Below are 18,684 nucleotides of genomic sequence, written 5' to 3' on the forward strand. Positions count from 1 at the left end.
GGCCCCTTTCGCATGTCCGTGGGGGCTTCTGCGCATACTGAGGCTTACGGAATGTGTCGTTCAGGGAGCGTTGCTCAGTGACGGAGGCGGAGGACCGCAAGCCGCAGTCGGACGAGGCGAGGAGCACGTTCGATCCCGAGATCACCTCCGAGTTCGCGATCCCGCCGGGGCTGGCCGTCCCCCGGGTCGGGGGCGAGTCGGAGACCACGTCGGAGTTCGCGGTTCCCGAGGGGCTGGACACCCCGCAGCCGGTCTCGGGCGAGCCCGAGGGATCGGCGTTCACCCCGCCGAGTACGTACAGCGCCCGGCACGCTCCGGTCGCGTTCACGCCCGCCGAGGGCGTACCGGTGGTCAGCCTGACCAAGGACGTGCCCTGGCAGGACCGGATGCGCACGATGCTGCGGATGCCGGTGACCGAGCGGCCCGCGCCGGAGCGGGCGCCCAAGGCGGAGGAGGGCGGTCCGGCCGTCCCGCGCGTGCTCGACCTGACCCTGCGTATCGGTGAGCTGCTGCTGGCCGGCGGGGAGGGCGCCGAGGACGTCGAGGCCGCGATGTTCGCGGTCTGCCGCTCGTACGGGCTCGACCGCTGCGAGCCGAACGTCACCTTCACCCTGTTGTCGATCTCCTACCAGCCGTCCCTGGTGGAGGACCCGGTGACGGCGTCGCGGACCGTGCGGCGCCGGGGCACCGACTACACCCGGCTCGCGGCCGTCTTCCAGCTGGTGGACGACCTCAGCGACCCGGAGACGAACATCTCCCTGGAGGAGGCCTACCGGCGGCTCGCGGAGATCCGCCGCAACCGGCACCCTTACCCCACCTGGGTGCTGACCTCGGCGAGCGGGCTGCTCGCGGGCGCGGCCTCGGTGCTCGTCGGCGGTGACGTCGTCGTGTTCGTGGCCGCCGCGCTCGGCGCGATGCTCGGCGACCGGCTCGCCTGGCTGTGCGCGGGGCGCGGGCTGCCGGAGTTCTACCAGTTCCTGGTGGCCGCGATGCCGCCGGCCGCGCTGGGGGTCGCGCTGACGCTGGCGCACGTCGACGTGAAGGCGTCGGCGGTGATCACCGGTGGTCTGTTCGCGCTGCTGCCCGGACGGGCCCTCGTGGCGGGCGTCCAGGACGGGCTGACCGGCTTCTACATCACCGCGGCGGCGCGGCTGCTGGAGGTCACGTACTTCTTCGTGGGCATCGTCGTGGGCGTGCTGGTGATGCTCTACCTCGGTGTGCAGCTCGGCGCCCATCTCAACCCGGACGCCGCCCTGGGCATCACCGAGCGGCCGCTGTGGCAGATCGGCGCGTCGATGCTGCTGTCGCTGACCTTCGCCGTGCTGCTCCAGCAGGAACGGTCCACCGTGCTGGCCGTGACGCTGAACGGCGGTGTCGCCTGGTCGGTGTACGGCGCCATGCACTACGCCGGCGGCATCTCGCCGGTCGCCTCCACGGCCGTCGCGGCGGGGGTGGTGGGGCTGTTCGGGCAGTTGCTGTCGCGGTACCGGTTCGTGTCGGCGCTGCCCTACACGACAGCGGCGATCGGGCCCCTGTTGCCGGGGTCGGCGACCTACTTCGGCCTGCTGGCGATCGCCCAGAACGAGGTCGACGCCGGGTTGGTGTCCTTGACGAAGGCCGCGGCGCTGGCCATGGCCATCGCCATCGGGGTCAACCTGGGGTCGGAGATCTCGCGGCTGTTCCTGCGGATCGGATCCGCCGAGAAGAGGCGGGCCGCCAAGCGGACGCGGGGATTCTGAGCGGCGGCGCAGTCCCCGCGCCCCGGGGCGCCTCAGGGCGTCAGTAGCCCTGGTTGTACGGGTACTGGCCGTTCTGGTGCTGCTGGCCGCCGTACGGCTGCTGCTGGGGCTCCCACTCCTGCTGCTGCGGGTACGGCTGCTGTTGTTGCTGCGGGTATGCCTGCTGCTGGGGGTACGGCTGCTGCTGTTGCTGCGGGTATGCCTGCTGCTGCGGGTACGGCTGCTGCTGTTGCTGGGGGTGCTGCCGGCCGTAGTGCTCGTTCTGGTAGCCGTCCTGGCCCTGGTTGCCGTACGGCTCGTCCTGGTCGATGCGGCGGAGCTGGGTCGTGGCGTCGTCCATGGCGGGGACGTGGGCCTGGAACGGGGCGGGGGCCGCGGGCCGGTCCGCCGCCTCGCGCTTCTTCTTGGAGCGCTCGCGCAGGTACTCGACGATGATCGGGACGACGGAGACGATCACGATGAGGACGAGGATCGCCTCGACGTTCGTCTTGATGACCTCGATCTGGCCGAGCCAGTAGCCCGCGAGGGTGACGCCGCTGCCCCAGGCGACGCCGCCGATGATGTTGTACGACAGGAATGTGCGGTACTTCATGCTGCCGGCGCCCGCGACGATGGGGGCGAAGGTGCGCACGATGGGCACGAAACGGGCGAGGACGATCGCCTTGGGGCCGTACTTCTCCATGAACTCGTGGGCCTTGTCCAGGTTCTCCTGTTTGAAGAGCTTGGAGTTGGGCCGGTTGAAGAGCTTGGGGCCGAGGAACTTGCCGATCATGTAGCCCACTTGGTCGCCGACGACGGCGGCGATCACGATGAGCGTGCAGACCAGCCACAGGGGCTGGCTGATGTACTGTCCCTCGGCCACGAAGAGGCCCGCCGTGAACAGCAGGGAGTCACCAGGGAGGAAGGCGAAGAGGCCGGACTCGGCGAAGACGATCAGCAGGATGCCGGGAAGGCTGAAGGTCTCGATCAGGTAGTCCGGGCTGAGCCACTCGGGGCCTAGCGCAAGCGTGGTCACGGGGATGTGGCTCCTGCTGTGGGGTACGGGCTGTGGGCTGGCTGCCCAAACGTATCAACGCAGCCGACTCGCCCCGGGTTCCATGGGCTACCCAGGATGCACTGTGCCTCTGACGGGGCAAACCTGTGGGCATGGGAATCGAGGACTACGGCGGCGGGCAGGGCCCCGAGCCGGACGTACTGGTCGTCACCACGAACGACGTACCCGGACACCGCATCGAGCAGGTCATCGGCGAGGTCTTCGGACTGACCGTGCGCTCACGGCACATCGGCAGTCAGATCGGAGCCGGTCTGAAGTCGATGATCGGCGGTGAGCTCAGGGGCCTCACCAAGACGCTCGTCGAGACCCGCAACCAGGCCATGGAGCGTCTGGTGGAGCAGGCCCGCGCGCGTGGGGCGAACGCGGTGCTGGCCTTCCGCTTCGACGTGACGGAGGCCGCGGACGTGGGCACCGAGGTGTGCGCGTACGGGACGGCGGTGGTCCTGGCCCGGGAGTGACCCCGGGCCAGGACCTCATGCCGCGCCGTGCCGGTCCGCGTTGGCGGCGATCGCCTCCTTCAGGTGCTCGGCGAGACCCGGGCGCAGGGAGTCGTAGAACGCCTTGAAGCGCTCGTCGGCGACGTACATCTCGCCGAGGCACCGGTGCAGCTCGTACGAGCACTCGTAGAACCATCCGCAGATGTGCCGCCGGTGCTCCTCGGCCAGGTCCATGGCCGCCTCCGCGGTGGGCGGTTCACCGGCGGCCATGACGGCGTCGTAGCGCTCGCTCCAGGCGGCCACCTCGGCCTGCATGCGCTTCCAGTCGTCCTTGGTGTACGAGGCGGCCCGGCGCTGCGACTCGGCGTAGGCCTCGGTGCCGCCCCAACGCTGTTCCGCCTCCTCCGCGTACTGCTCGGGGTCCTTGTCGCCGAAGACCTCGAAGCGTTCCTCGGGGGTCAGGTCGATGCCCATCTTTCGTGCCTCCATGGCGTGCTCCACGGCCGCGGCCATCTTCCGCAGCTTCTCGATCCGGGCGGTCAGCAGTTCGTGCTGGCGGCGCAGGTGTGCGCGCGCGTCGACGTCCGGGTCGTCGAGCAGGGCCGCGACCTCGTCGAGCGGGAAGCCGAGCTCCCGGTAGAACAGGATCTGCTGCAGCCGGTCGAGGTCGGCGTCGCCGTAGCGCCGGTGACCCGCGCGGCTGCGCTCGCTCGGGACGAGCAGGCCGATGGCGTCGTAGTGGTGCAGGGTGCGCACCGTGACCCCGGCGAAGCCGGCCACCTGTCCGACGGAGTAGCTCACTTCGTCCGCCCCTTTCTCGGTACGCGCTCCACAGTGGGCCCTGACGTGACGTGAGGTGCAAGCCCGTTTCCAGGAGGCGTCCGCCGGACCGCCTCCCCCGGGATGTTGCGCCGGTTTTGTCCGCTTATGGTGAGCCCGTGCCCCAGGACACCGCGCGGCAGGCGCCCCCCGCTCCGGCGACCCGGCGCGCGCCCTGCCGGGGCTGCCGCCGGCGGCCGTGCCGATGCCGGCGGGCGGGCCGGGCCTGGGCGTGGAGAACCCGGTCACCGCCGTGGACGCCGGGCTCGCGTCCCGCGGCTTCCGGGGCGGGCGGATCTTCCCGGCCGTGTTCGCCGGTGCCGCCCTCGGCCTCACCGCCCACGCGCTCGCACCGGGGGCGCATCCGGCGGTGGGCGTGGCGGGGGGCGTGCCCGGTGTGCTCCTCGCCACCACCCGGCAGGGCCGGGTGAGCCTGCTCGTCGCCACCGTCCTGGTCTCCTCGCCCGCCGTCCTCGCCCTGCCGTTGCATCGCCTCGCTGCCGGCCTGGCCGCTGGTGACGGGGCGGCCGCAGACGCAGGTGAAGAAGGACGGAACGACCCGTTGAGCGTCTTTGAGCCAATTTCATCCCATGTGAGCCACTTTCATCCTGAGGAGTGCCGTCCATGCCGTTGCACGAGGGTTCTGGACCCGATGAGCGCCCGCTGTCCGTCAACCCGTTCTACGGCCCGGCGGATCCGGTCGGCGGCATGGCCCAGGCGCCGCCCAAGCACCGGCTGCCGGACACCCCGACGCCACCGTCGACGGCGTACCAGCTCGTGCACGACGAGCTGATGCTGGACGGCAACTCCCGGCTGAACCTGGCCACGTTCGTCACCACGTGGATGGAGCCGCAGGCCGGGGTGCTGATGGCGGAGTGCCGGGACAAGAACATGATCGACAAGGACGAGTACCCGCGCACCGCCGAGCTGGAGCGGCGCTGTGTGGCGATGCTCGCCGACCTGTGGAACGCGCCCGACCCGTCCGCGGTCGTGGGCTGTTCGACGACCGGGTCGAGCGAGGCCTGCATGCTCGCCGGGATGGCCCTCAAGCGGCGCTGGAGCAGGCGGAACCCGGCGCCGGGCGCCCGGCCGAACCTGGTGATGGGCGTCAACGTCCAGGTCTGCTGGGACAAGTTCTGCACCTTCTGGGAGGTGGAGCCACGTCAGGTCCCCATGGAGGGCGACCGCTTCCACCTCGACCCGCAGGCCGCGGCCGAGCTGTGCGACGAGAACACCATCGGGGCCGTGGGCGTTCTCGGTTCCACCTTCGACGGCTCCTACGAGCCGATCGCCGACCTGTGCGCGGCCCTGGACGCCCTCCAGGAGCGGACCGGCCTCGACGTCCCGGTGCACGTCGACGCCGCGTCGGGCGGGATGGTCGCGCCCTTCCTCGACGAGGACCTGGTGTGGGACTTCCGCCTCGCGCGCGTGGCGTCGATCAACACCTCGGGACACAAGTACGGGCTCGTCTACCCCGGCGTCGGCTGGGCGCTGTGGCGCGACAAGGAGGCCCTGCCCGAGGAGCTGGTCTTCCGCGTGAACTACCTGGGCGGCGACATGCCGACCTTCGCGCTGAACTTCTCGCGCCCCGGCGCCCAGGTCGTCGCGCAGTACTACACCTTCCTGCGGCTGGGGCGGGAGGGCTACCGGGCCGTGCAGCAGTCCACGCGGGACGTCGCCCGGGGCATCGCCGCCCGGGTGGCGGCGCTGGACGACTTCCGGCTGCTGACCCGGGGCGACGAGCTGCCCGTCTTCGCCTTCACCACGGCCCCGGACGTCGAGGCGTACGACGTCTTCGACGTCTCCCGGCGGTTGCGCGAGAGCGGCTGGCTGGTGCCCGCGTACACCTTCCCGCCGCACCGCGAGGACCTGTCCGTCCTGCGCGTGGTGTGCCGCAACGGCTTCTCGGCCGACCTGGCCGACCTGTTCGTGGAGGACCTGACCCGGCTGGTGCCGGAACTGCGCCGGCAGCCGCATCCGCTGACGCGGGACAAGGGGGCGGCGACCGGGTTCCACCACTGACTACCGGCTCATGCGCGCGAACCTCCGTACCGCGAGCGGGAAGAAGACCGCCAGCAGGACCAGCGGCCAGGCGACGGCCGCCCACACGTGGTCCGACTGTCCCGCCGGACCGAACAGGTCCCGTACCGCCGACGCCGTGCGGGACATCGGGTTCCAGTCGACGACCGTGCCCAGCCAGGCGGGCATGGACGCGGGCGTGGCGAAGGCGTTGGAGAGGAATCCGACCGGCCAGACCAGGATCTGGACGGCCTGGACCATCTCCGGCCGGCCGGCGACCAGCGCCAGGTGGATGCCGATCCACAGCATCGCGAAGCGCAGGAGGAGAAGCAGGCCGACGGCGCCCAGGAAGGCGCCCGCGCCGCCCTGCGCGCGCCAGCCGAGCGCGCCGCTCACGCCGATCAGCACGGCCAGACCCAGCACCGACTGGAGCATGTCGGCCGCCGCACGGCCCACCAGGACGGCCCCGTCGGCCATCGGCATCGACCGGAAGCGGTCGATCACCCCCTTGTTCAGATCCTGGGTGACGGCGAGCATCGTGCCCTCCAGGCCGAAGGCCATGGTGAGCGCGAGCATGCCGGGGACGAGGTAGTGGAGGTAGTCGCCGCTCACCCCGCGCCCGCCGCCGACCAGGTAGCCGAACATCAGCAGCAGCATCACCGGGAAGACCAGCCCGACGACCAGCCGGCCCGGCTGCCGCGCCCAGTGGGCGAGTTCACGCCGGGTCATGGTCCAGGAATCGGTCAGCGCGTACGTACTCACACGGCCTCCTTCGTACGGTCGTCCCGTCCCGTCAGGTGCAGGAAGACCTCGTCCAGGGTGGGGCGGCGCAGGGCCACGTCCTCCGCCTCGATACCGGCCTCCTCCAGGGCGCGGACGACACCGGAGAGGGCGGCCATGCGGTCGGTGACCGGGGCGCTGAGCAGGCGGCGGTCGGGGTCCACGGACACGTCGTCCCCGGACACGGGCAGCAGGGCGAGGGCGGCGCCCAGGTGGCCCTCGTCGCGCAGGACGACGTCGATGCGGTCGCCCCCGGTGCGGGCCTTGAGCTCGTCGGCGGTGCCGTCGGCGATGACCCGGCCGCGGTCGACGACGCTGATGCGGTCGGCGAGCCGGTCGGCCTCCTCCAGGTACTGGGTGGTGAGCACGACCGTCGTGCCGCCGCCGACGAGCGAGCGGACCGCGGACCACACCTCCGTGCGGCCGCGCGGGTCGAGGCCGGTGGTGGGCTCGTCCAGGAAGAGCACCGCCGGGTCGGTGATGAGGGAGGCGGCCAGGTCCAGGCGGCGCCGCATGCCGCCGCTGAAGGCGCGCACCGGCTTGCGGCCGGTGCCGGTGAGGTCGAACCGCTCCAGGAGTTCACCGGCGCGCACGCGCGCGTGACGGGCGCCGAGGTGGTGGAGGCGGCCGAACAGCTCCAGGTTCTGGCGGCCGTCCAGCCCCTCGTCGAGCGCCGCGTGCTGGCCGAGCAGGCCGATGCGCAGGCGGACCTCCCGGGCCTGGCGCACCACGTCGTACCCGGCCACCTCGACCCGGCCGCTGTCGGGTCGCAGCAGTGTGGACAGGATCCTGACCAGGGTGGTCTTGCCGGCGCCGTTCGGGCCGAGCACCCCGTGCACGGTGCCGCGGGCGACGGCGAGGTCGAGTCCGTCCAGTGCCTGGGTGTCGCCGTATCTCTTGCGTACGTCGCTGACGGTGATCGCCGCGTCGGCCATGGGCCCCAGCCTTCCTCTAGTCAAACTTGACTACCCGCCCAAAGTATCGCCGCGCCCTCGACTCGTCAAACTTGATTAGTGGGCGTCCCCGGGATGCCGCTCCCCCGTCGCGTACGGGTTCTCCTGGCCCTCCGTGAGGACGCCGACGAAGGGCTCCCCCTCGCCGGCGAAGGTGTAGGCGCCCCCCTCGATGCGGGCGATGAGCCCCTGCGTCCACTCGGCCTCGGCGTCGGCCGTGTGGATCCAGAGGTTCATGATCTCGCCGATGTGACCGAGTTGCTCCGGGCCCTGCTCGGGCACGTAGTGCTCGGTGACGGCGGAGCGCCACTCCTCGATGCCCCGGATCCGCTCCTTCAGGAGCGCGACGGCCTCGGCGCGCGGCAGGTCGACGATGAAGCCGATGGCCGCCGACTTGATGTCCGTCTTCTGGTCGTACGAGGTCAGCGCCTCGCGGACCAGCCGGAGGAACTCCTCGGTGCCCCGCTCGGTGATCTCGTACTCCGTGCGGGGCGGGCCGCCGGCGGTGGACGGGGCGATCTCGTGCGCGTGCAGCAGTCCCTGCTTCGCCATCTGCTTCAGGGCGTGGTAGATCGAACCCGGTTTGGCGGTGGACCACTCGTGGGCGCCCCAGTACTCCAGGTCGTTGCGCACCTGGTAGCCATGGGCCCGCCCGTGCTGGCGGACGGCGCCGAGCACGAGGAGACGGATCGCTGACATGGGGCCCAGGTTATGACCTCGGCCTCGGTCGAGGGACCACGGCCGCGGGCCGGCGACCGTCCGACCGCCCTGGGGCACCCGGGGCGGGTCGAGCGGCCCGCTCAGAACGGGAACCCGCTCCGGCCGTGCTGCACCGAGATCCACTTCGTCGTCGTGAAGGCGTCCAGCGTGGTCTCGCCGTTCAGGCGGCCGACGCCCGAGTTCTTCTCGCCGCCGAAGGGGACGAGCGGCTCGTCGTGGACGGTGCCGTCGTTGACGTGGAACATGCCGGTGTCGATCTGCTGGGCGAAGCGGACGCCGCGCTCGATGTCACCGGTGTGGACGGCGCCGCTGAGGCCGTACGGGGTGTCGTTGACGAGACGGACGGCCTCCTCCTCGCCGTCGAAGGGGATGAGGAAGGCGACCGGGCCGAAGACCTCCTGACGCAGCAGGGGGGAGTCGGCCGGGACGTCCGTGAGGACGGACGGCTCGACGAGGTTGCCGGTGGTCGTGCCGTGCACCAGGGCCGTCGCGCCCTCGGCCACCGCCTGCTCGACGGTGGCCGAGACGGCCTCCGCCTGCGAGGAGTTGATGACCGGGCCGATCACCGTCCGCGGGTCGCGCGGGTCGCCGGCCTTGAGGGACCGGACCTTGGCGACGAACTTCTCGGTGAACTCCCCGGCGATCGAGCGGTCGACCAGGACGCGGTGGGCGGCCATGCAGACCTGGCCCTGGTGGACGTAACGGCTGAAGACGGCCGCGTCGACCGCGTAGTCGATGTCGGCGTCGTCGAGGACCACGAGGGCGCTGTTGCCGCCCAGTTCGAGGACGGTGCGCTTGAACTGCGCGGCGCAGACGGTGGCGACGTGGCGGCCGACCTTGTCGGAGCCGGTGAAGGAGATGACCCGCGGGACCGGGTGCTCGATGAAGGCGTCTCCGATCTCGGCGACGTCGGTGAGGACCACGTTCAGCAGGCCGGCGGGCAGACCCGCGTCCTCGAAGAGCTTCGCGACCAGCGTGCCGCCGACGATCGGGGTGTCCTGGTGGGGCTTGAGGACCACGGCGTTGCCGAGCGCCAGGGCGGGCGCGACGGACTTCAGCGACAGCAGGAAGGGGAAGTTGAAGGGGCTGATCACGCCGACGACGCCGACCGGCACGCGGTAGAGGCGGTTCTCCTTGCCGTCGACCGGCGAGGGGATGATCCGGCCCTCGGGGCGCAGCGCCAGGTGGATCGACTCGCGCAGGAACTCCTTGGCGAGGTGGAGCTCGAAGGCGGCCTTCAGGCCGGTGCCGCCGAGCTCGGTGATGATCGCCTCGGTGATCTCCTGTTCTCGGTCCTCGATCAGGCGCAGCACCTTCTCGAAGACGGCGCGGCGGGCGTAGGCGTTGGTCGCGGCCCAGGCCTTCTGGGCACGGGCGGCGGCCCGGTAGGCCTGATCGACCTCGTCGACCGTGGCTATGGTGATCGAGGCCAGCTTCTCGCCGTCGTAGGGGTTGAAGTCGATGATGTCCCAGGAGCCTGTTCCCGGGCGCCACTCACCGTCGATGTACTGCTGGGCCAGGTCGGTGAAGTAGGACGGCATGTGATCCCTCAATCCCCTGCGCTGCGATCGACGTCACGATCTGATCACACGTCATCGTACGTGTGTGGCAGTGGAGTTGGGGTCAGCCCGGGTTTCTCGGGGACAAAGCCCTAGGAGAGCTGGAGCAGACCGCGCAGCAGGTCCCGGCTCTCGTCGGGTCCGGGGCTGTCCTGCTGGAGCTCCTTCAGCGCCTGCTCGTACTGGGCGACGTCCTCGCGTTTGTCCAGGTAGAGGGCGCTGGTGAGCTGCTCCAGGTAGACGACGTCCGACAGGTCGGACTCCGGGAAGCTCAAAATGGTGAAGGCCCCGGACTCCCCGGAGTGCCCGCCGAAGCTGAACGGCATGATCTGCAGCCGTACGTTGGGGCGCTCGGAGATGTCGATCAGGTGCTGGAGCTGTCCGCGCATGACCTCGCGGCCGCCGTAGGGCCGGCGCAGGGCGGCCTCGTCGAGGACGATGTGGAACTCGGGGGCGTTCTCGGCGACGAGGTACTTCTGCCGCTCCAGGCGCAGCGCCACCCGCCGGTCGATGTCGGCCGCGCCGGCGCCCTTCATGCCCCGCCGCACGACCGCGTGCGCGTACGCCTCCGTCTGCAGCAGCCCGTGCACGAACTGCACTTCGTACGCGCGGATCAGCGAGGCCGCGCCCTCCAGGCCGACGTACGTGGGGAACCAGTTGGGCAGCACGTCGGAGTAACTGTGCCACCAGCCCGCGACGTTGGCCTCGCGCGCGAGGGAGACGAGCGCCTGGCGCTCCGACTCGTCCGTGATGCCGTACAGCGTCAAGAGGTCTTCCACGTCCCGCGTCTTGAAGCTCACCCGGCCCAGTTCCATCCGGCTGATCTTCGACTCCGACGCCCGGATCGAGTAGCCCGCCGCCTCGCGCGTGATGCCGCGTGCCTCACGCAGTCGCCGTAGTTGCGAACCGAGCAGCATCCGCCGCACCACCGATCCGGGCTCTCCCGCGCTCACCTTCGCCAGCCTCCCCAACCGTCTTCAGGGCCCGCAGTCTGCCACTAAAGCACTTCGAGCAGTACTCGTCCGATTACACAGATGGAAAGAAGCCAAAGGATACGCACAGCGCGGCGCGAGGGAAGAGTGAGGGGAAAGCAAGGGAAGTGCTCCTGAACGGCGAGAAGATGGCGGAAAAAATGGCCAAGAAGCGGTACGGGCAGGTTCATTTCGGTCACGTGCACGTGCATCTGCCCTTGCATCCGCCCGGCGCATCGGAAACCATGGTCCCGCGCCACCGCTGCATCGCAACGACCGCGAATCCCGGGAGTGCCTCGCATGGGGACGAATGGATCGACCATGCTCGAGCCGTTACGGCAGGGCCTTCCGCCGCTTGATCCCGCGGCCGTCTCCAACGCCGCCTCCTGCGCCCTGCCCGCCCGTTTCGAGGCGGTGCGCGAGGCACGGCAGTTCACCCGCAGAACCCTCGCCCAGTGGGACGTCGGCGACCGTTTCGACGACATCTGTCTGGTCGTCTCCGAACTGGTGACCAACGCCCTGCGGCACGGCCTGACGCCCGACTCCACCCCCTACGGGACGGGCGAGCCGCCTCCGCCGGTGCGGCTGCACCTGATGCGGTGGACCGAGCGACTGGTGTGCGCGGTGCGCGACCCCAGCCACGACAGCCCGCTGCCGCGCGAGGCGGACGACTTCTCCGCCGAGTCCGGCCGCGGCCTCTTCCTGGTCGACTCCTTCACCGACGGCTGGGGCTGGCACCCGCTGACCGGCGCTCTGGGCGGCAAGGTCGTCTGGGCGCTGTTCCGGCTGCGCACGGTCGGCGAATGACGAACCGCGGCACCTTCTGGTGCCGCGGTTCTACGCGCGTTGTCACGGCCTTTGCGCCGATTCCTCCCGCTCGCCGCACGCCGGAGCGGGCGGACGTCAGCTCGCGATCAGGTGGTCGAACTCGCCGTCCTTGACGCCCAGCAGCATCGCCTCGATCTCCGCCCGGGTGTAGACGAGCGCGGGGCCGTCCGGGAAGCGCGAGTTGCGCACCGCCACGTCACCGCCCGGCAGCCGCGCGAACTCGACGCAGGAACCCTGCGAGTTGCTGTGCCGGCTCTTCTGCCAGGCAACCCCGTACAACTGTGTGGCCGCCATGCCGTTGTACACGTCGTGCCCCCCGTCAACGTCGTGGTCCACAGGTCGCTCCCTGGTGGTGCACTGGCTCGTGTGGCCATTGGTGCCGTGGTCAACTGTTCCGGATCATAACCCCGTTCATGTGCAGGTGCATGAGCAGATGCACGTGCACGCCGGGTGCCTGTGCAGTTACAGCTTTGACGCCCGCTTTACCGATTCGTTCGGTTCGCCGAGCCTCGCCCGCCGGGCCCGGAGCCCTGCGGCCCTGCGGCACCTGGTCCTCATGTGCGCTGTGCGGCAGGAGCAACGCGCGAGGTAGTCCGGATCGAACCACTCGTGCACAGAAGGAGACGCACGGGGTGGCGTTCGTGTTCCGTCCGTCGCGGACACGGCTCGGCCGGCGACGGTGCGTGAGCGCGCCACGGCTCGTCCGCCCGGGGTCCCGCCCGGGCGGACCGGGGCCCTCCGTTCGGCGTGGCGGGCGAGGCGCCGTCAGTCTCCGCCGGGCCCCCGCCCCCGCCCCGGCGGTCCTCCCGCGCCTGCCCGCACCCCGGCGCGAGCAGGGCGCGGACGGCTGCCCCCGTCCCGGCGCCCGCGAGAAGCGCTCGCCCCGTGGACGACGGTGGGGTCGTCCACGGGGGCGAGGTCGGACCGGGCTTCGTGCGCGAAGACTTGGAGAGCCTGTTGGCGGGGGCCTCCCCGGAGGATGTGTCCGCACGGCCGGGACGGTCGACGTAATTCCGCTCGTCCGAAGGGCGGTGAGGCCGTACGGCGTCGGCGGGTCCGTAAGGACGCGGCCGGTCCGCGCTCCCGCCCTCGGCGCGTCAGCGGCTGCTGTACGGCAGGAGGGCCATCTCCCGGGCGTTCTTGACCGCGCGGGCCAGTTGGCGCTGCTGCTGGGCCGAGACCCGGGTGACCCGGCGGCTGCGGATCTTGCCGCGGTCGGAGAGGAACCTGCGCAGCAGGTCGGTGTCCTTGTAGTCGATGTAGGTGATGCCGGCCTGGTCCAGCGGGTTGGGCCGGTTCTTGACGGGCTTGCGCTCGCTCTTGCGGGGCATGGGGTCAGACCTCCAGGAGGGTGTCGAAGGCGGGCGGCAGCCGCTTCCAGGCGTCGCGCCCGGCGGCGTACTCGGCGTCGGTGAGCAGGCAGGACTCCAGCAGCTGTTCGAGGCCGTCGCGGTCCAGGCCCGGGGACGTGAAGACCAGGTGCTGGCAGCGGTCGCCGTGCTCGGGGTGCCAGTCCAGCGCGGCGGCGGCGCGGCGCACGGGCGGGACCATGTCCCAGGCGGCGTCGGGGAGGGACGCCAGCCAGGGCCCGGCCGACTCCACGCAGAGCGCTCCGCCGGCCGCGTCCCAGTGCAGCAGCACGTCGGGCTTGTCGGCGAGCCAGAACCGGCCCCGGCTGCGGGCGGCTGCGCAGGTCAGGTCCTCCAGCGCCGCGTAGAGCCGCTCCGGGTGGAAGGGGCGGCGACGGTGCCAGACGAGGGTCGAGACGCCGTGCGCGTCGGCCTCGGCGGGGAGCAGGGCGCAGGCCGGGTGCTGGGCGGCGGCGGCCGCCTCCACGTCGAAGCCGGCGAGGGCGGCCTCGGCCAGCGGGGAGAGGGCGCCGGGCGTACTCGCGAGCGCGGGGGCGCCCGCCGGGTCCCCCGGGTGGCCGCCCGGCACGGGGACCCGACGGGCCGTCGGATGGAGCTGGGCCAGCAGCTCGCGGTCCTCGTCGTCCGCCTCCGGGGAGTCGACGACGGCCAGGACCGGGGCGTACTCCAGCTGCCGGGCGAAGGTGTCGGCGACGGTCCGCTGGTCGGTGGCGGCCGCGGCGAGGCCGGCCTCGGCGAGGTCGTCGCCGTTGCCGAGGCACGGCAGCAGCAGCGCCGGGTCGACGGCGGTGATCACGCCGGTGACGGTGAGGTCACCGGCGACGACCACCTCGGCCATGGCCTTCGGTTCGACGGAGTCCCACAGCTCGACGACCGCGAGGCGGGTGGTGCCGTCGTCGGCGAGGCGGCGCAGCTCGGGCACGAGGTCCTCACGCAGGGCACAGCAGGCGCAGTCGTTGACGAGGGGCGCCTCGCCGGCGGAGAGGACGCCGGTGGCGTCCCGGACGGTCCGTACGACCGTGCCGTCCACGGCGGTCGCCAGGTCGTGGTGGAGGGCCACGCTGCCGGGCACGTCGGCGAGGAGCCGCGCGACGGTCACCCGGCGGGCGTCCGCGTGCAGCCCGCCGACGATCACCACCGACAGACTCACGCCGTGCCCCGCTTCCCGTACCGGAGCTCGAAGCGCTCCACGCGGCCGGCGGTGTCCAGGACGCGGGCGGTACCGGTGTAGAAGGGGTGGCTGACGTTCGAGATCTCGACGTCGACGACCGGGTAGGTGTTGCCGTCCTCCCACTCGATCGTCTTCTCGCTGGTCATCGTCGAGCGGGTGAGGAAGGCGTGGTTCGCGGCACGGTCACGGAAGACGACGGGACCGTAGGCCGGGTGGATTCCCTTGCGCATGGCGGTGGTTCAGCGCTCCTCTCGGAAGTCGACGTGCCGGCCGACGACGGGGTCGTACTTGCGCAGGGTCATGCGGTCCGGGTCGTTACGGCGGTTCTTGCGGGTGACGTAGGTGTAGCCGGTGCCCGCCGTGGAGCGGAGCTTGATGACCGGGCGCAGTTCGTTGCGTGCCATGCTGCTATCTTACTGAAAATGAATTCCATTAACAGTAGCGATCGAGGAGAGGTACGTCACCCGTGTCCGCGCACTGCATGCTGACCGGCGCCCAGCCCGGCTTCGGCAACCGCATCTCCCACTCCCACCGGCGCACCTCGCGCCGCTTCGACCCGAACATCCAGTCCAAGCGGTACTGGCTGCCCGGCGAGGGCCGCTACGTCCGGCTGCGGCTGAGCGCGAAGGGCATCAAGACCGTCGACACGATCGGCGTCGAGGCGGCCGTGGCCCGCATCCGTGCACGGGGGGTGAAGGTCTGAAGCGGGGACGGGGGACTACGGCAGGGTCCGCGGGAGCGAGGAACTGAGGAGCCGACATGGCGAAGAAGAGCAAGATCGCGAAGAACGACAAGCGGCAGGAGGTCGTCGCGCGGTACGCCGAGCGGCGGGCCGAGCTGAAGGAGATCATCCGACGGCCGTCCTCGACCGAGGAGGAACGGCTGTCCGCGCAGCGGGAGTTGCGCCGCCAGCCCCGGGACGCGAGCGCCACGCGCGTCCGCAACCGGGACCAGGTGGACGGGCGGCCGCGCGGCTACTTCCGGACGTTCGGGTTGTCCCGGGTGAGCCTGCGGGAGCAGGCGCACGCGGGGTATCTGCCGGGGGTGCGGAAGTCATCCTGGTAGGCGGGGACGGTTGAAGGCGAGGGAGTCGCCCGGTGGGCGGGGACGGCCGGCCGCGATCGGGGGCTTCCGGCGGGGAGGCCGGCGCGGGGTCTGCTGGTAGCTTGCTGCGGACCTTCCGGCCGACCGGGCCGTCCGGCTACCGCTTGGGAGCAGCAGTGACTACGGCGAACCTCTGGCGCCCGGCGCCCTCCTCGCGCCCGTCGCCCTTCGCGCGTCCCGCGCGCGGGACGTCCCGTCGGCCGGTACGGGCCGCCGCCGTGGCCGCCGTGCTGGCGGGCGCGCTCGCGCTCACCGCGTGCAGCGGCGACGACGGCGGGTCGGACGGCGGCCCGTCGGCCACGCCCGGTACGACCTCGAGCCCGGACCCCACGGGCGGCTCCGGCTCGGTGTCGGCCTCCGGTGAGCTGGAGGGCAGCTGGCTCGCCACCACGGACGGCAAGGCCGTCGCCCTGATCATCACCGGTGAGCAGGCCGCCCTCTTCGCGACCGGCGGGACCGTGTGCAGCGGGACCGCCGGCGAGGAGGCGGGCCTGCGGATGATCCGTCTGAAGTGCACGACGGGCACGAAGGACCGCACGACCGGCACGGTCGACTCCGTCGACGCGAAGTCCCTCCGGGTCACCTGGGAGGGCGGCGCCGGCAGGGAGACGTACACCAAGGCGGAGGGCGGCCAGTGGCCGTCGGGGCTGCCGACGGCGGGAGTGGGGTCCTAGGCGGACGCCCGCGGCCGGTGTCGTGGCCGGACGCCGTATGAGACCGGGTGTCGTGGCCGGACGCCGTGGGTGATCGGGCGCCCCGAGCGGGTGTCAGGGCCGGATCTCGTGGTCGGTACGGGAAGTCGGGGGTGGGCGGCCGTGGGGGGCGATCATGCGTGATGATCCTCCCAGCACCGTCACGTCATCCGAGGGATCCACACATGCGCGCCGTTCCGATCACCGTCACCGCAGTCGCCGCCGCCTTCCTCCTCACCGCCTGCGGCGGCGGGGACGACAGCTCCTCCGGTGGCGGGGAGAGCAAGGCCGCCTCCGGCTCGGCCTGCGCCGCCGGCGACCTGGGCATGGAGGTCGGCGCGGTCAACGCCGCCCCCGCCGCCGGCGACACCGGCAACGTCACCGTCAACCTCACCAACAACGGCGCCCAGTGCACCCTGGACGGCTTCCCCGTGGTCGAGCTGGAGGCCGACGGCAGCAGCATCGCCGTCCCCCAGGACGAGGCCGCCGAGGGCCAGAAGCTGACCCTGCCGGAGCAGGGCACCGCCGCCTTCACCCTCACCTACGTGCGCGGCGAGGAGGGCGGCTCGCAGAGCCTCGCCGTGAAGACGCTGAAGTACGGGCTGCCGGGCGGCTCGGCGGACCAGAGCCTCCCGTGGTCGTACGGCGATGTGGCGCTGAAGGACGGGAAGACCCCGGACGCCTCGGTGAGCGCCTTCCAGCAGGCGGGCGACTGAGCGTCGGGAAGCCGCCTCGCGGGCCCGGGAAGAATCACGTCGCCCGGCAACCTCCTGCCGGGCGGTGGCGGCACCGGGCCAGACGGACGAGGAAGGCCATCGCACGCCGGACGAGAGCTGCGACCTGAGTGTCGTCGGGATCAACTCCAACTACGGCGACACGGCCAAGCTGTCCGACGTGACGATCGTCGGCGGCAGCAGCGAGAAGATCACCGTGTGCGAGTGCTTCGAGGGCAACAGCAGCGGTGACGAGCCGACCGAGCTGGGCAGTGGCCCGGACGGCACGCACTGCGTCTACGACTCCTCGGACGTGACCTACCAGTGATGTCCGTCCGCTGATCCCTCTCCGCCCGCCCGGTGCCCGTCGTGGGACCGGACCGGACCGGCGGGCGGCAGCACACGTGTCCGGCGGGCCTTCCTCGTGGAACGCCCGCCGGACGCGTGTGCGTCGCGGGCGTCTCAGGGCAGGCGGGGCCGGGAACTCATCCGGGCCCTGTCCGCCGCCTCCACGCCCTGCGTCCAGCCCGCCTCGTCGGTGATGCCGCGCAGGCGGGTGGTGGTCGTCTGCGGGAACATCCGGTCCGTCGCGTCGGTGACCGCGAGGTCGCGGGAGGCGAGGACCGGGAGCAGGGCGTCGGTGAGCTGGGTTTCGGCGGCGGTGGTCAGGCGAGTGCCGATGCGGTGGGCGTAGGCCGCCAGGAAGGACTGGCGGAAGCTCTTGGTGCGCTTGCGGCCGGCGGCTCGCTGGGCCGCCTCCGCCCCGGTCATCGCGGTCTGGGCCTGCACCAGCAGGGAGGTGTAGAGGAGCTCCACCACCTCCAGGTCGGCTTCGAAGCCGACCACCGTGGAGAAGCAGAACGGCTCGTTCCACACCGCGCGGCAGTGGTTGGCGTCGGCGACCGCGTCCAGCAGGACCGCCTTGGCCTGCTCGTACGGGGGCTCGACGCCGATGCGGCAGGCGCCGGGGGCGTCCGGGGCGGGTGCCTGGGCGTCGAGCAGGGCCTCGTCGACGCTGTGCCGGGTCATCAGCTCCTGCGCCTTCGCGGTGAGCGCCTCCGCCTCCTCCGGGTACCCCGTCGCCTCCGCCTTGGCGAGCAGCGCGCGGATCCGGGTGAGCATGCGGGAGCCGGAGCGGGGCTGCCGGCCCGGCCTCGGCTCCTGGAGGGGGTCGAGGGTGGGCAGACGCAGCAGCAGGCGGTACAGCTCCAGGACCGTGGTGGCGTGGGAGAAGCGGTCGGTGCGGGGCGGGGCCTCGGCGGTGAGCTCCTCCAGCTGAGCCGTCCAGCGCCGGCCGCGCGGGGGCTCCTGCCGCGCCTGTGCGCGGACCAGGGACGCGAAGAGGCGTACGTGGGCCTCGTCCAGGTCGCGCCGCACGAGCCGTACGACGTCCGCGGGCTGCCAGCCGCGCCGCCAGGCCGCCGCCACGAACTCCTCGCCGCGGCGCGCGAGTTCGGCGTCCGCCGCGGGGTCGGCGGCGAGGAGGGACGCGCCCGTGTCGAGGGCGGCGTCGCCGGCTTCGTGGAGGGCGGCCCGCAGGGCACGGTCGACGGTGGTGGGCGTACTGCTCATCCGGTGATGGTGACACGCGCGCGTGCCGTCGTCTTCGCCCAGGGCTGGGTCAGGGCCGCGAGGCCGGGGTCAGGGCCGCGAGGCCGGGGTCAGGGCCGCGAGGCCGGGGTCAGGGCCGCGAGGCCGGGGTCAGGGCCGCGAGGCCGGGGTCAGGGCCGCGAGGCCGGGGTCAGGGCCGCGAGG

Annotated in this window: 22 protein-coding genes and 1 pseudogene; 10 read left to right on the top strand and 13 right to left on the bottom strand. The window is 71.8% G+C overall.

The window, feature by feature from the left end:
• Positions 1–77 precede the first annotated feature (77 nt).
• On the top strand, positions 78–1,739 hold the full coding sequence (locus tag ACIBBD_RS35745; protein WP_399423784.1) for a threonine/serine exporter ThrE family protein: 1,662 nt from the start codon (positions 78–80) through the stop codon (positions 1,737–1,739).
• 40 nt (positions 1,740–1,779) lie between these two features.
• On the opposite strand, the gene ACIBBD_RS35750 is transcribed toward ACIBBD_RS35745, so the two are convergent.
• Entirely contained in the window at positions 1,780–2,754 is a 975-nt protein-coding gene (locus tag ACIBBD_RS35750) for a DedA family protein (RefSeq protein ID WP_399423785.1), read from the bottom strand.
• A 131-nt stretch (positions 2,755–2,885) separates the two neighbouring features.
• Between ACIBBD_RS35750 and ACIBBD_RS35755 the strand changes: the two genes are divergently transcribed.
• Positions 2,886–3,251 carry a YbjQ family protein gene (locus ACIBBD_RS35755; RefSeq protein ID WP_399423786.1) on the top strand — a complete coding sequence of 122 codons (366 nt, stop codon included), beginning with the start codon at positions 2,886–2,888 and terminating at the stop codon, positions 3,249–3,251.
• A gap of 15 nt (positions 3,252–3,266) precedes the next feature.
• On the opposite strand, the gene ACIBBD_RS35760 is transcribed toward ACIBBD_RS35755, so the two are convergent.
• The gene (locus tag ACIBBD_RS35760; protein ID WP_399423787.1) at positions 3,267–4,031 is read right to left on the bottom strand and encodes a MerR family transcriptional regulator; all 765 of its coding nucleotides are present in this window, start codon (positions 4,029–4,031) and stop codon (positions 3,267–3,269) included.
• Between the two features lie 286 nt (positions 4,032–4,317).
• Between ACIBBD_RS35760 and ACIBBD_RS35765 the strand changes: the two are divergent.
• Together ACIBBD_RS35765 and ACIBBD_RS35770 are read left to right on the top strand one after the other, a co-directional pair.
• Positions 4,318–4,615, top strand: a pseudogene (locus ACIBBD_RS35765) (ion channel protein); the annotation flags it as partial.
• A 58-nt stretch (positions 4,616–4,673) separates the two neighbouring features.
• Positions 4,674–6,071, top strand: a complete 1,398-nt coding sequence (locus ACIBBD_RS35770) for a glutamate decarboxylase (RefSeq protein ID WP_399423789.1) — start codon at positions 4,674–4,676, stop codon at positions 6,069–6,071.
• On the opposite strand, the gene ACIBBD_RS35775 is transcribed toward ACIBBD_RS35770, so the two are convergent.
• The 5 genes from ACIBBD_RS35775 to ACIBBD_RS35795 form a co-directional block, all read right to left on the bottom strand.
• Positions 6,072–6,830 carry an ABC transporter permease gene (locus ACIBBD_RS35775; RefSeq protein ID WP_399423790.1) on the bottom strand — a complete coding sequence of 253 codons (759 nt, stop codon included), beginning with the start codon at positions 6,828–6,830 and terminating at the stop codon, positions 6,072–6,074.
• The gene (locus ACIBBD_RS35780; protein WP_399423792.1) at positions 6,827–7,783 is read right to left on the bottom strand and encodes an ATP-binding cassette domain-containing protein; all 957 of its coding nucleotides are present in this window, start codon (positions 7,781–7,783) and stop codon (positions 6,827–6,829) included. Before ACIBBD_RS35780 ends, ACIBBD_RS35775 begins: the two co-directional genes overlap by 4 nt.
• 75 nt (positions 7,784–7,858) lie before the next feature.
• On the bottom strand, positions 7,859–8,500 hold the full coding sequence (locus ACIBBD_RS35785) for a PadR family transcriptional regulator (RefSeq protein WP_399423794.1): 642 nt from the start codon (positions 8,498–8,500) through the stop codon (positions 7,859–7,861).
• 101 nt (positions 8,501–8,601) lie between these two features.
• Positions 8,602–10,062, bottom strand: a complete 1,461-nt coding sequence (locus ACIBBD_RS35790) for an aldehyde dehydrogenase family protein (protein WP_399423796.1) — start codon at positions 10,060–10,062, stop codon at positions 8,602–8,604.
• A gap of 110 nt (positions 10,063–10,172) precedes the next feature.
• Positions 10,173–10,997 (bottom strand): helix-turn-helix domain-containing protein, encoded by an 825-nt coding sequence (locus tag ACIBBD_RS35795; protein WP_399423840.1) that lies wholly within the window; start codon positions 10,995–10,997, stop codon positions 10,173–10,175.
• A 375-nt stretch (positions 10,998–11,372) separates the two neighbouring features.
• Here ACIBBD_RS35795 and ACIBBD_RS35800 point away from each other — a divergent pair, with 375 nt between their 5' ends.
• Positions 11,373–11,858: an ATP-binding protein gene (locus ACIBBD_RS35800; RefSeq protein ID WP_399423798.1), complete on the top strand. Its 486-nt coding sequence runs from the start codon at positions 11,373–11,375 to the stop codon at positions 11,856–11,858.
• A gap of 96 nt (positions 11,859–11,954) precedes the next feature.
• On the opposite strand, the gene ACIBBD_RS35805 is transcribed toward ACIBBD_RS35800, so the two are convergent.
• The 5 genes from ACIBBD_RS35805 to rpmG form a co-directional block, all read right to left on the bottom strand.
• Entirely contained in the window at positions 11,955–12,215 is a 261-nt protein-coding gene (locus ACIBBD_RS35805; RefSeq protein ID WP_399423799.1) for a DUF397 domain-containing protein, read from the bottom strand.
• A gap of 761 nt (positions 12,216–12,976) precedes the next feature.
• Positions 12,977–13,210 carry a 30S ribosomal protein S18 gene (gene rpsR / locus ACIBBD_RS35810; RefSeq protein ID WP_399423800.1) on the bottom strand — a complete coding sequence of 78 codons (234 nt, stop codon included), beginning with the start codon at positions 13,208–13,210 and terminating at the stop codon, positions 12,977–12,979.
• Between the two features lie 4 nt (positions 13,211–13,214).
• Positions 13,215–14,399 (bottom strand): CobW family GTP-binding protein, encoded by a 1,185-nt coding sequence (locus ACIBBD_RS35815; RefSeq protein ID WP_399423801.1) that lies wholly within the window; start codon positions 14,397–14,399, stop codon positions 13,215–13,217.
• Entirely contained in the window at positions 14,396–14,650 is a 255-nt protein-coding gene (locus ACIBBD_RS35820) for a type B 50S ribosomal protein L31 (protein WP_399423802.1), read from the bottom strand. Before ACIBBD_RS35820 ends, ACIBBD_RS35815 begins: the two co-directional genes overlap by 4 nt.
• 9 nt (positions 14,651–14,659) lie before the next feature.
• Complete coding sequence (gene rpmG / locus ACIBBD_RS35825) at positions 14,660–14,824, bottom strand: 50S ribosomal protein L33 (protein ID WP_003999141.1); 165 nt, start codon at positions 14,822–14,824, stop codon at positions 14,660–14,662.
• 62 nt (positions 14,825–14,886) lie between these two features.
• Here rpmG and rpmB point away from each other — a divergent pair, with 62 nt between their 5' ends.
• The 5 genes from rpmB to ACIBBD_RS35850 all read left to right on the top strand — a co-directional run bounded on the left by rpmB (position 14,887) and on the right by ACIBBD_RS35850 (position 17,257).
• The gene (rpmB, locus tag ACIBBD_RS35830) at positions 14,887–15,123 is read left to right on the top strand and encodes a 50S ribosomal protein L28 (protein WP_399423804.1); all 237 of its coding nucleotides are present in this window, start codon (positions 14,887–14,889) and stop codon (positions 15,121–15,123) included.
• A 56-nt stretch (positions 15,124–15,179) separates the two neighbouring features.
• A complete protein-coding gene (gene rpsN / locus ACIBBD_RS35835; RefSeq protein WP_399423806.1) occupies positions 15,180–15,485 on the top strand; it encodes a 30S ribosomal protein S14 in 306 nt (101 codons plus the stop codon).
• A 155-nt stretch (positions 15,486–15,640) separates the two neighbouring features.
• Positions 15,641–16,198: a hypothetical protein gene (locus tag ACIBBD_RS35840; RefSeq protein ID WP_399423808.1), complete on the top strand. Its 558-nt coding sequence runs from the start codon at positions 15,641–15,643 to the stop codon at positions 16,196–16,198.
• Positions 16,199–16,401: 203 nt separating this feature from the next.
• On the top strand, positions 16,402–16,932 hold the full coding sequence (locus ACIBBD_RS35845; protein ID WP_399423809.1) for a DUF4232 domain-containing protein: 531 nt from the start codon (positions 16,402–16,404) through the stop codon (positions 16,930–16,932).
• A 64-nt stretch (positions 16,933–16,996) separates the two neighbouring features.
• Complete coding sequence (locus tag ACIBBD_RS35850; RefSeq protein ID WP_399423811.1) at positions 16,997–17,257, top strand: hypothetical protein; 261 nt, start codon at positions 16,997–16,999, stop codon at positions 17,255–17,257.
• Between the two features lie 134 nt (positions 17,258–17,391).
• Here ACIBBD_RS35850 and ACIBBD_RS35855 read toward each other — a convergent pair whose 3' ends face one another.
• On the bottom strand, positions 17,392–18,501 hold the full coding sequence (locus tag ACIBBD_RS35855; protein WP_399423812.1) for a DUF2786 domain-containing protein: 1,110 nt from the start codon (positions 18,499–18,501) through the stop codon (positions 17,392–17,394).
• Between the last annotated feature and the right edge of the window lie 183 nt (positions 18,502–18,684).

The organism is Streptomyces sp. NPDC051315, from assembly GCF_044455165.1.
Classification (GTDB): domain Bacteria; phylum Actinomycetota; class Actinomycetes; order Streptomycetales; family Streptomycetaceae; genus Streptomyces.

What these genes read in the sequence shown, in the direction of transcription:
- rpmG (WP_003999141.1), bottom strand. Translation starts at nt 14,824, where the DNA reads ATGGCACGCAACGAACTGCGCCCGGTCATCAAGCTCCGCTCCACGGCG.
- ACIBBD_RS35820 (WP_399423802.1), bottom strand. Translation starts at nt 14,650, where the DNA reads ATGCGCAAGGGAATCCACCCGGCCTACGGTCCCGTCGTCTTCCGTGAC.
- ACIBBD_RS35780 (WP_399423792.1), bottom strand. Translation starts at nt 7,783, where the DNA reads ATGGCCGACGCGGCGATCACCGTCAGCGACGTACGCAAGAGATACGGC.
- rpsR (WP_399423800.1), bottom strand. Translation starts at nt 13,210, where the DNA reads ATGCCCCGCAAGAGCGAGCGCAAGCCCGTCAAGAACCGGCCCAACCCG.
- ACIBBD_RS35770 (WP_399423789.1), top strand. Translation starts at nt 4,674, where the DNA reads ATGCCGTTGCACGAGGGTTCTGGACCCGATGAGCGCCCGCTGTCCGTC.
- rpsN (WP_399423806.1), top strand. Translation starts at nt 15,180, where the DNA reads ATGGCGAAGAAGAGCAAGATCGCGAAGAACGACAAGCGGCAGGAGGTC.
- ACIBBD_RS35845 (WP_399423809.1), top strand. Translation starts at nt 16,402, where the DNA reads ATGCGCGCCGTTCCGATCACCGTCACCGCAGTCGCCGCCGCCTTCCTC.
- ACIBBD_RS35790 (WP_399423796.1), bottom strand. Translation starts at nt 10,062, where the DNA reads ATGCCGTCCTACTTCACCGACCTGGCCCAGCAGTACATCGACGGTGAG.
- ACIBBD_RS35755 (WP_399423786.1), top strand. Translation starts at nt 2,886, where the DNA reads ATGGGAATCGAGGACTACGGCGGCGGGCAGGGCCCCGAGCCGGACGTA.
- ACIBBD_RS35800 (WP_399423798.1), top strand. Translation starts at nt 11,373, where the DNA reads ATGCTCGAGCCGTTACGGCAGGGCCTTCCGCCGCTTGATCCCGCGGCC.
- ACIBBD_RS35785 (WP_399423794.1), bottom strand. Translation starts at nt 8,500, where the DNA reads ATGTCAGCGATCCGTCTCCTCGTGCTCGGCGCCGTCCGCCAGCACGGG.
- ACIBBD_RS35795 (WP_399423840.1), bottom strand. Translation starts at nt 10,997, where the DNA reads ATGCTGCTCGGTTCGCAACTACGGCGACTGCGTGAGGCACGCGGCATC.
- ACIBBD_RS35855 (WP_399423812.1), bottom strand. Translation starts at nt 18,501, where the DNA reads ATGAGCAGTACGCCCACCACCGTCGACCGTGCCCTGCGGGCCGCCCTC.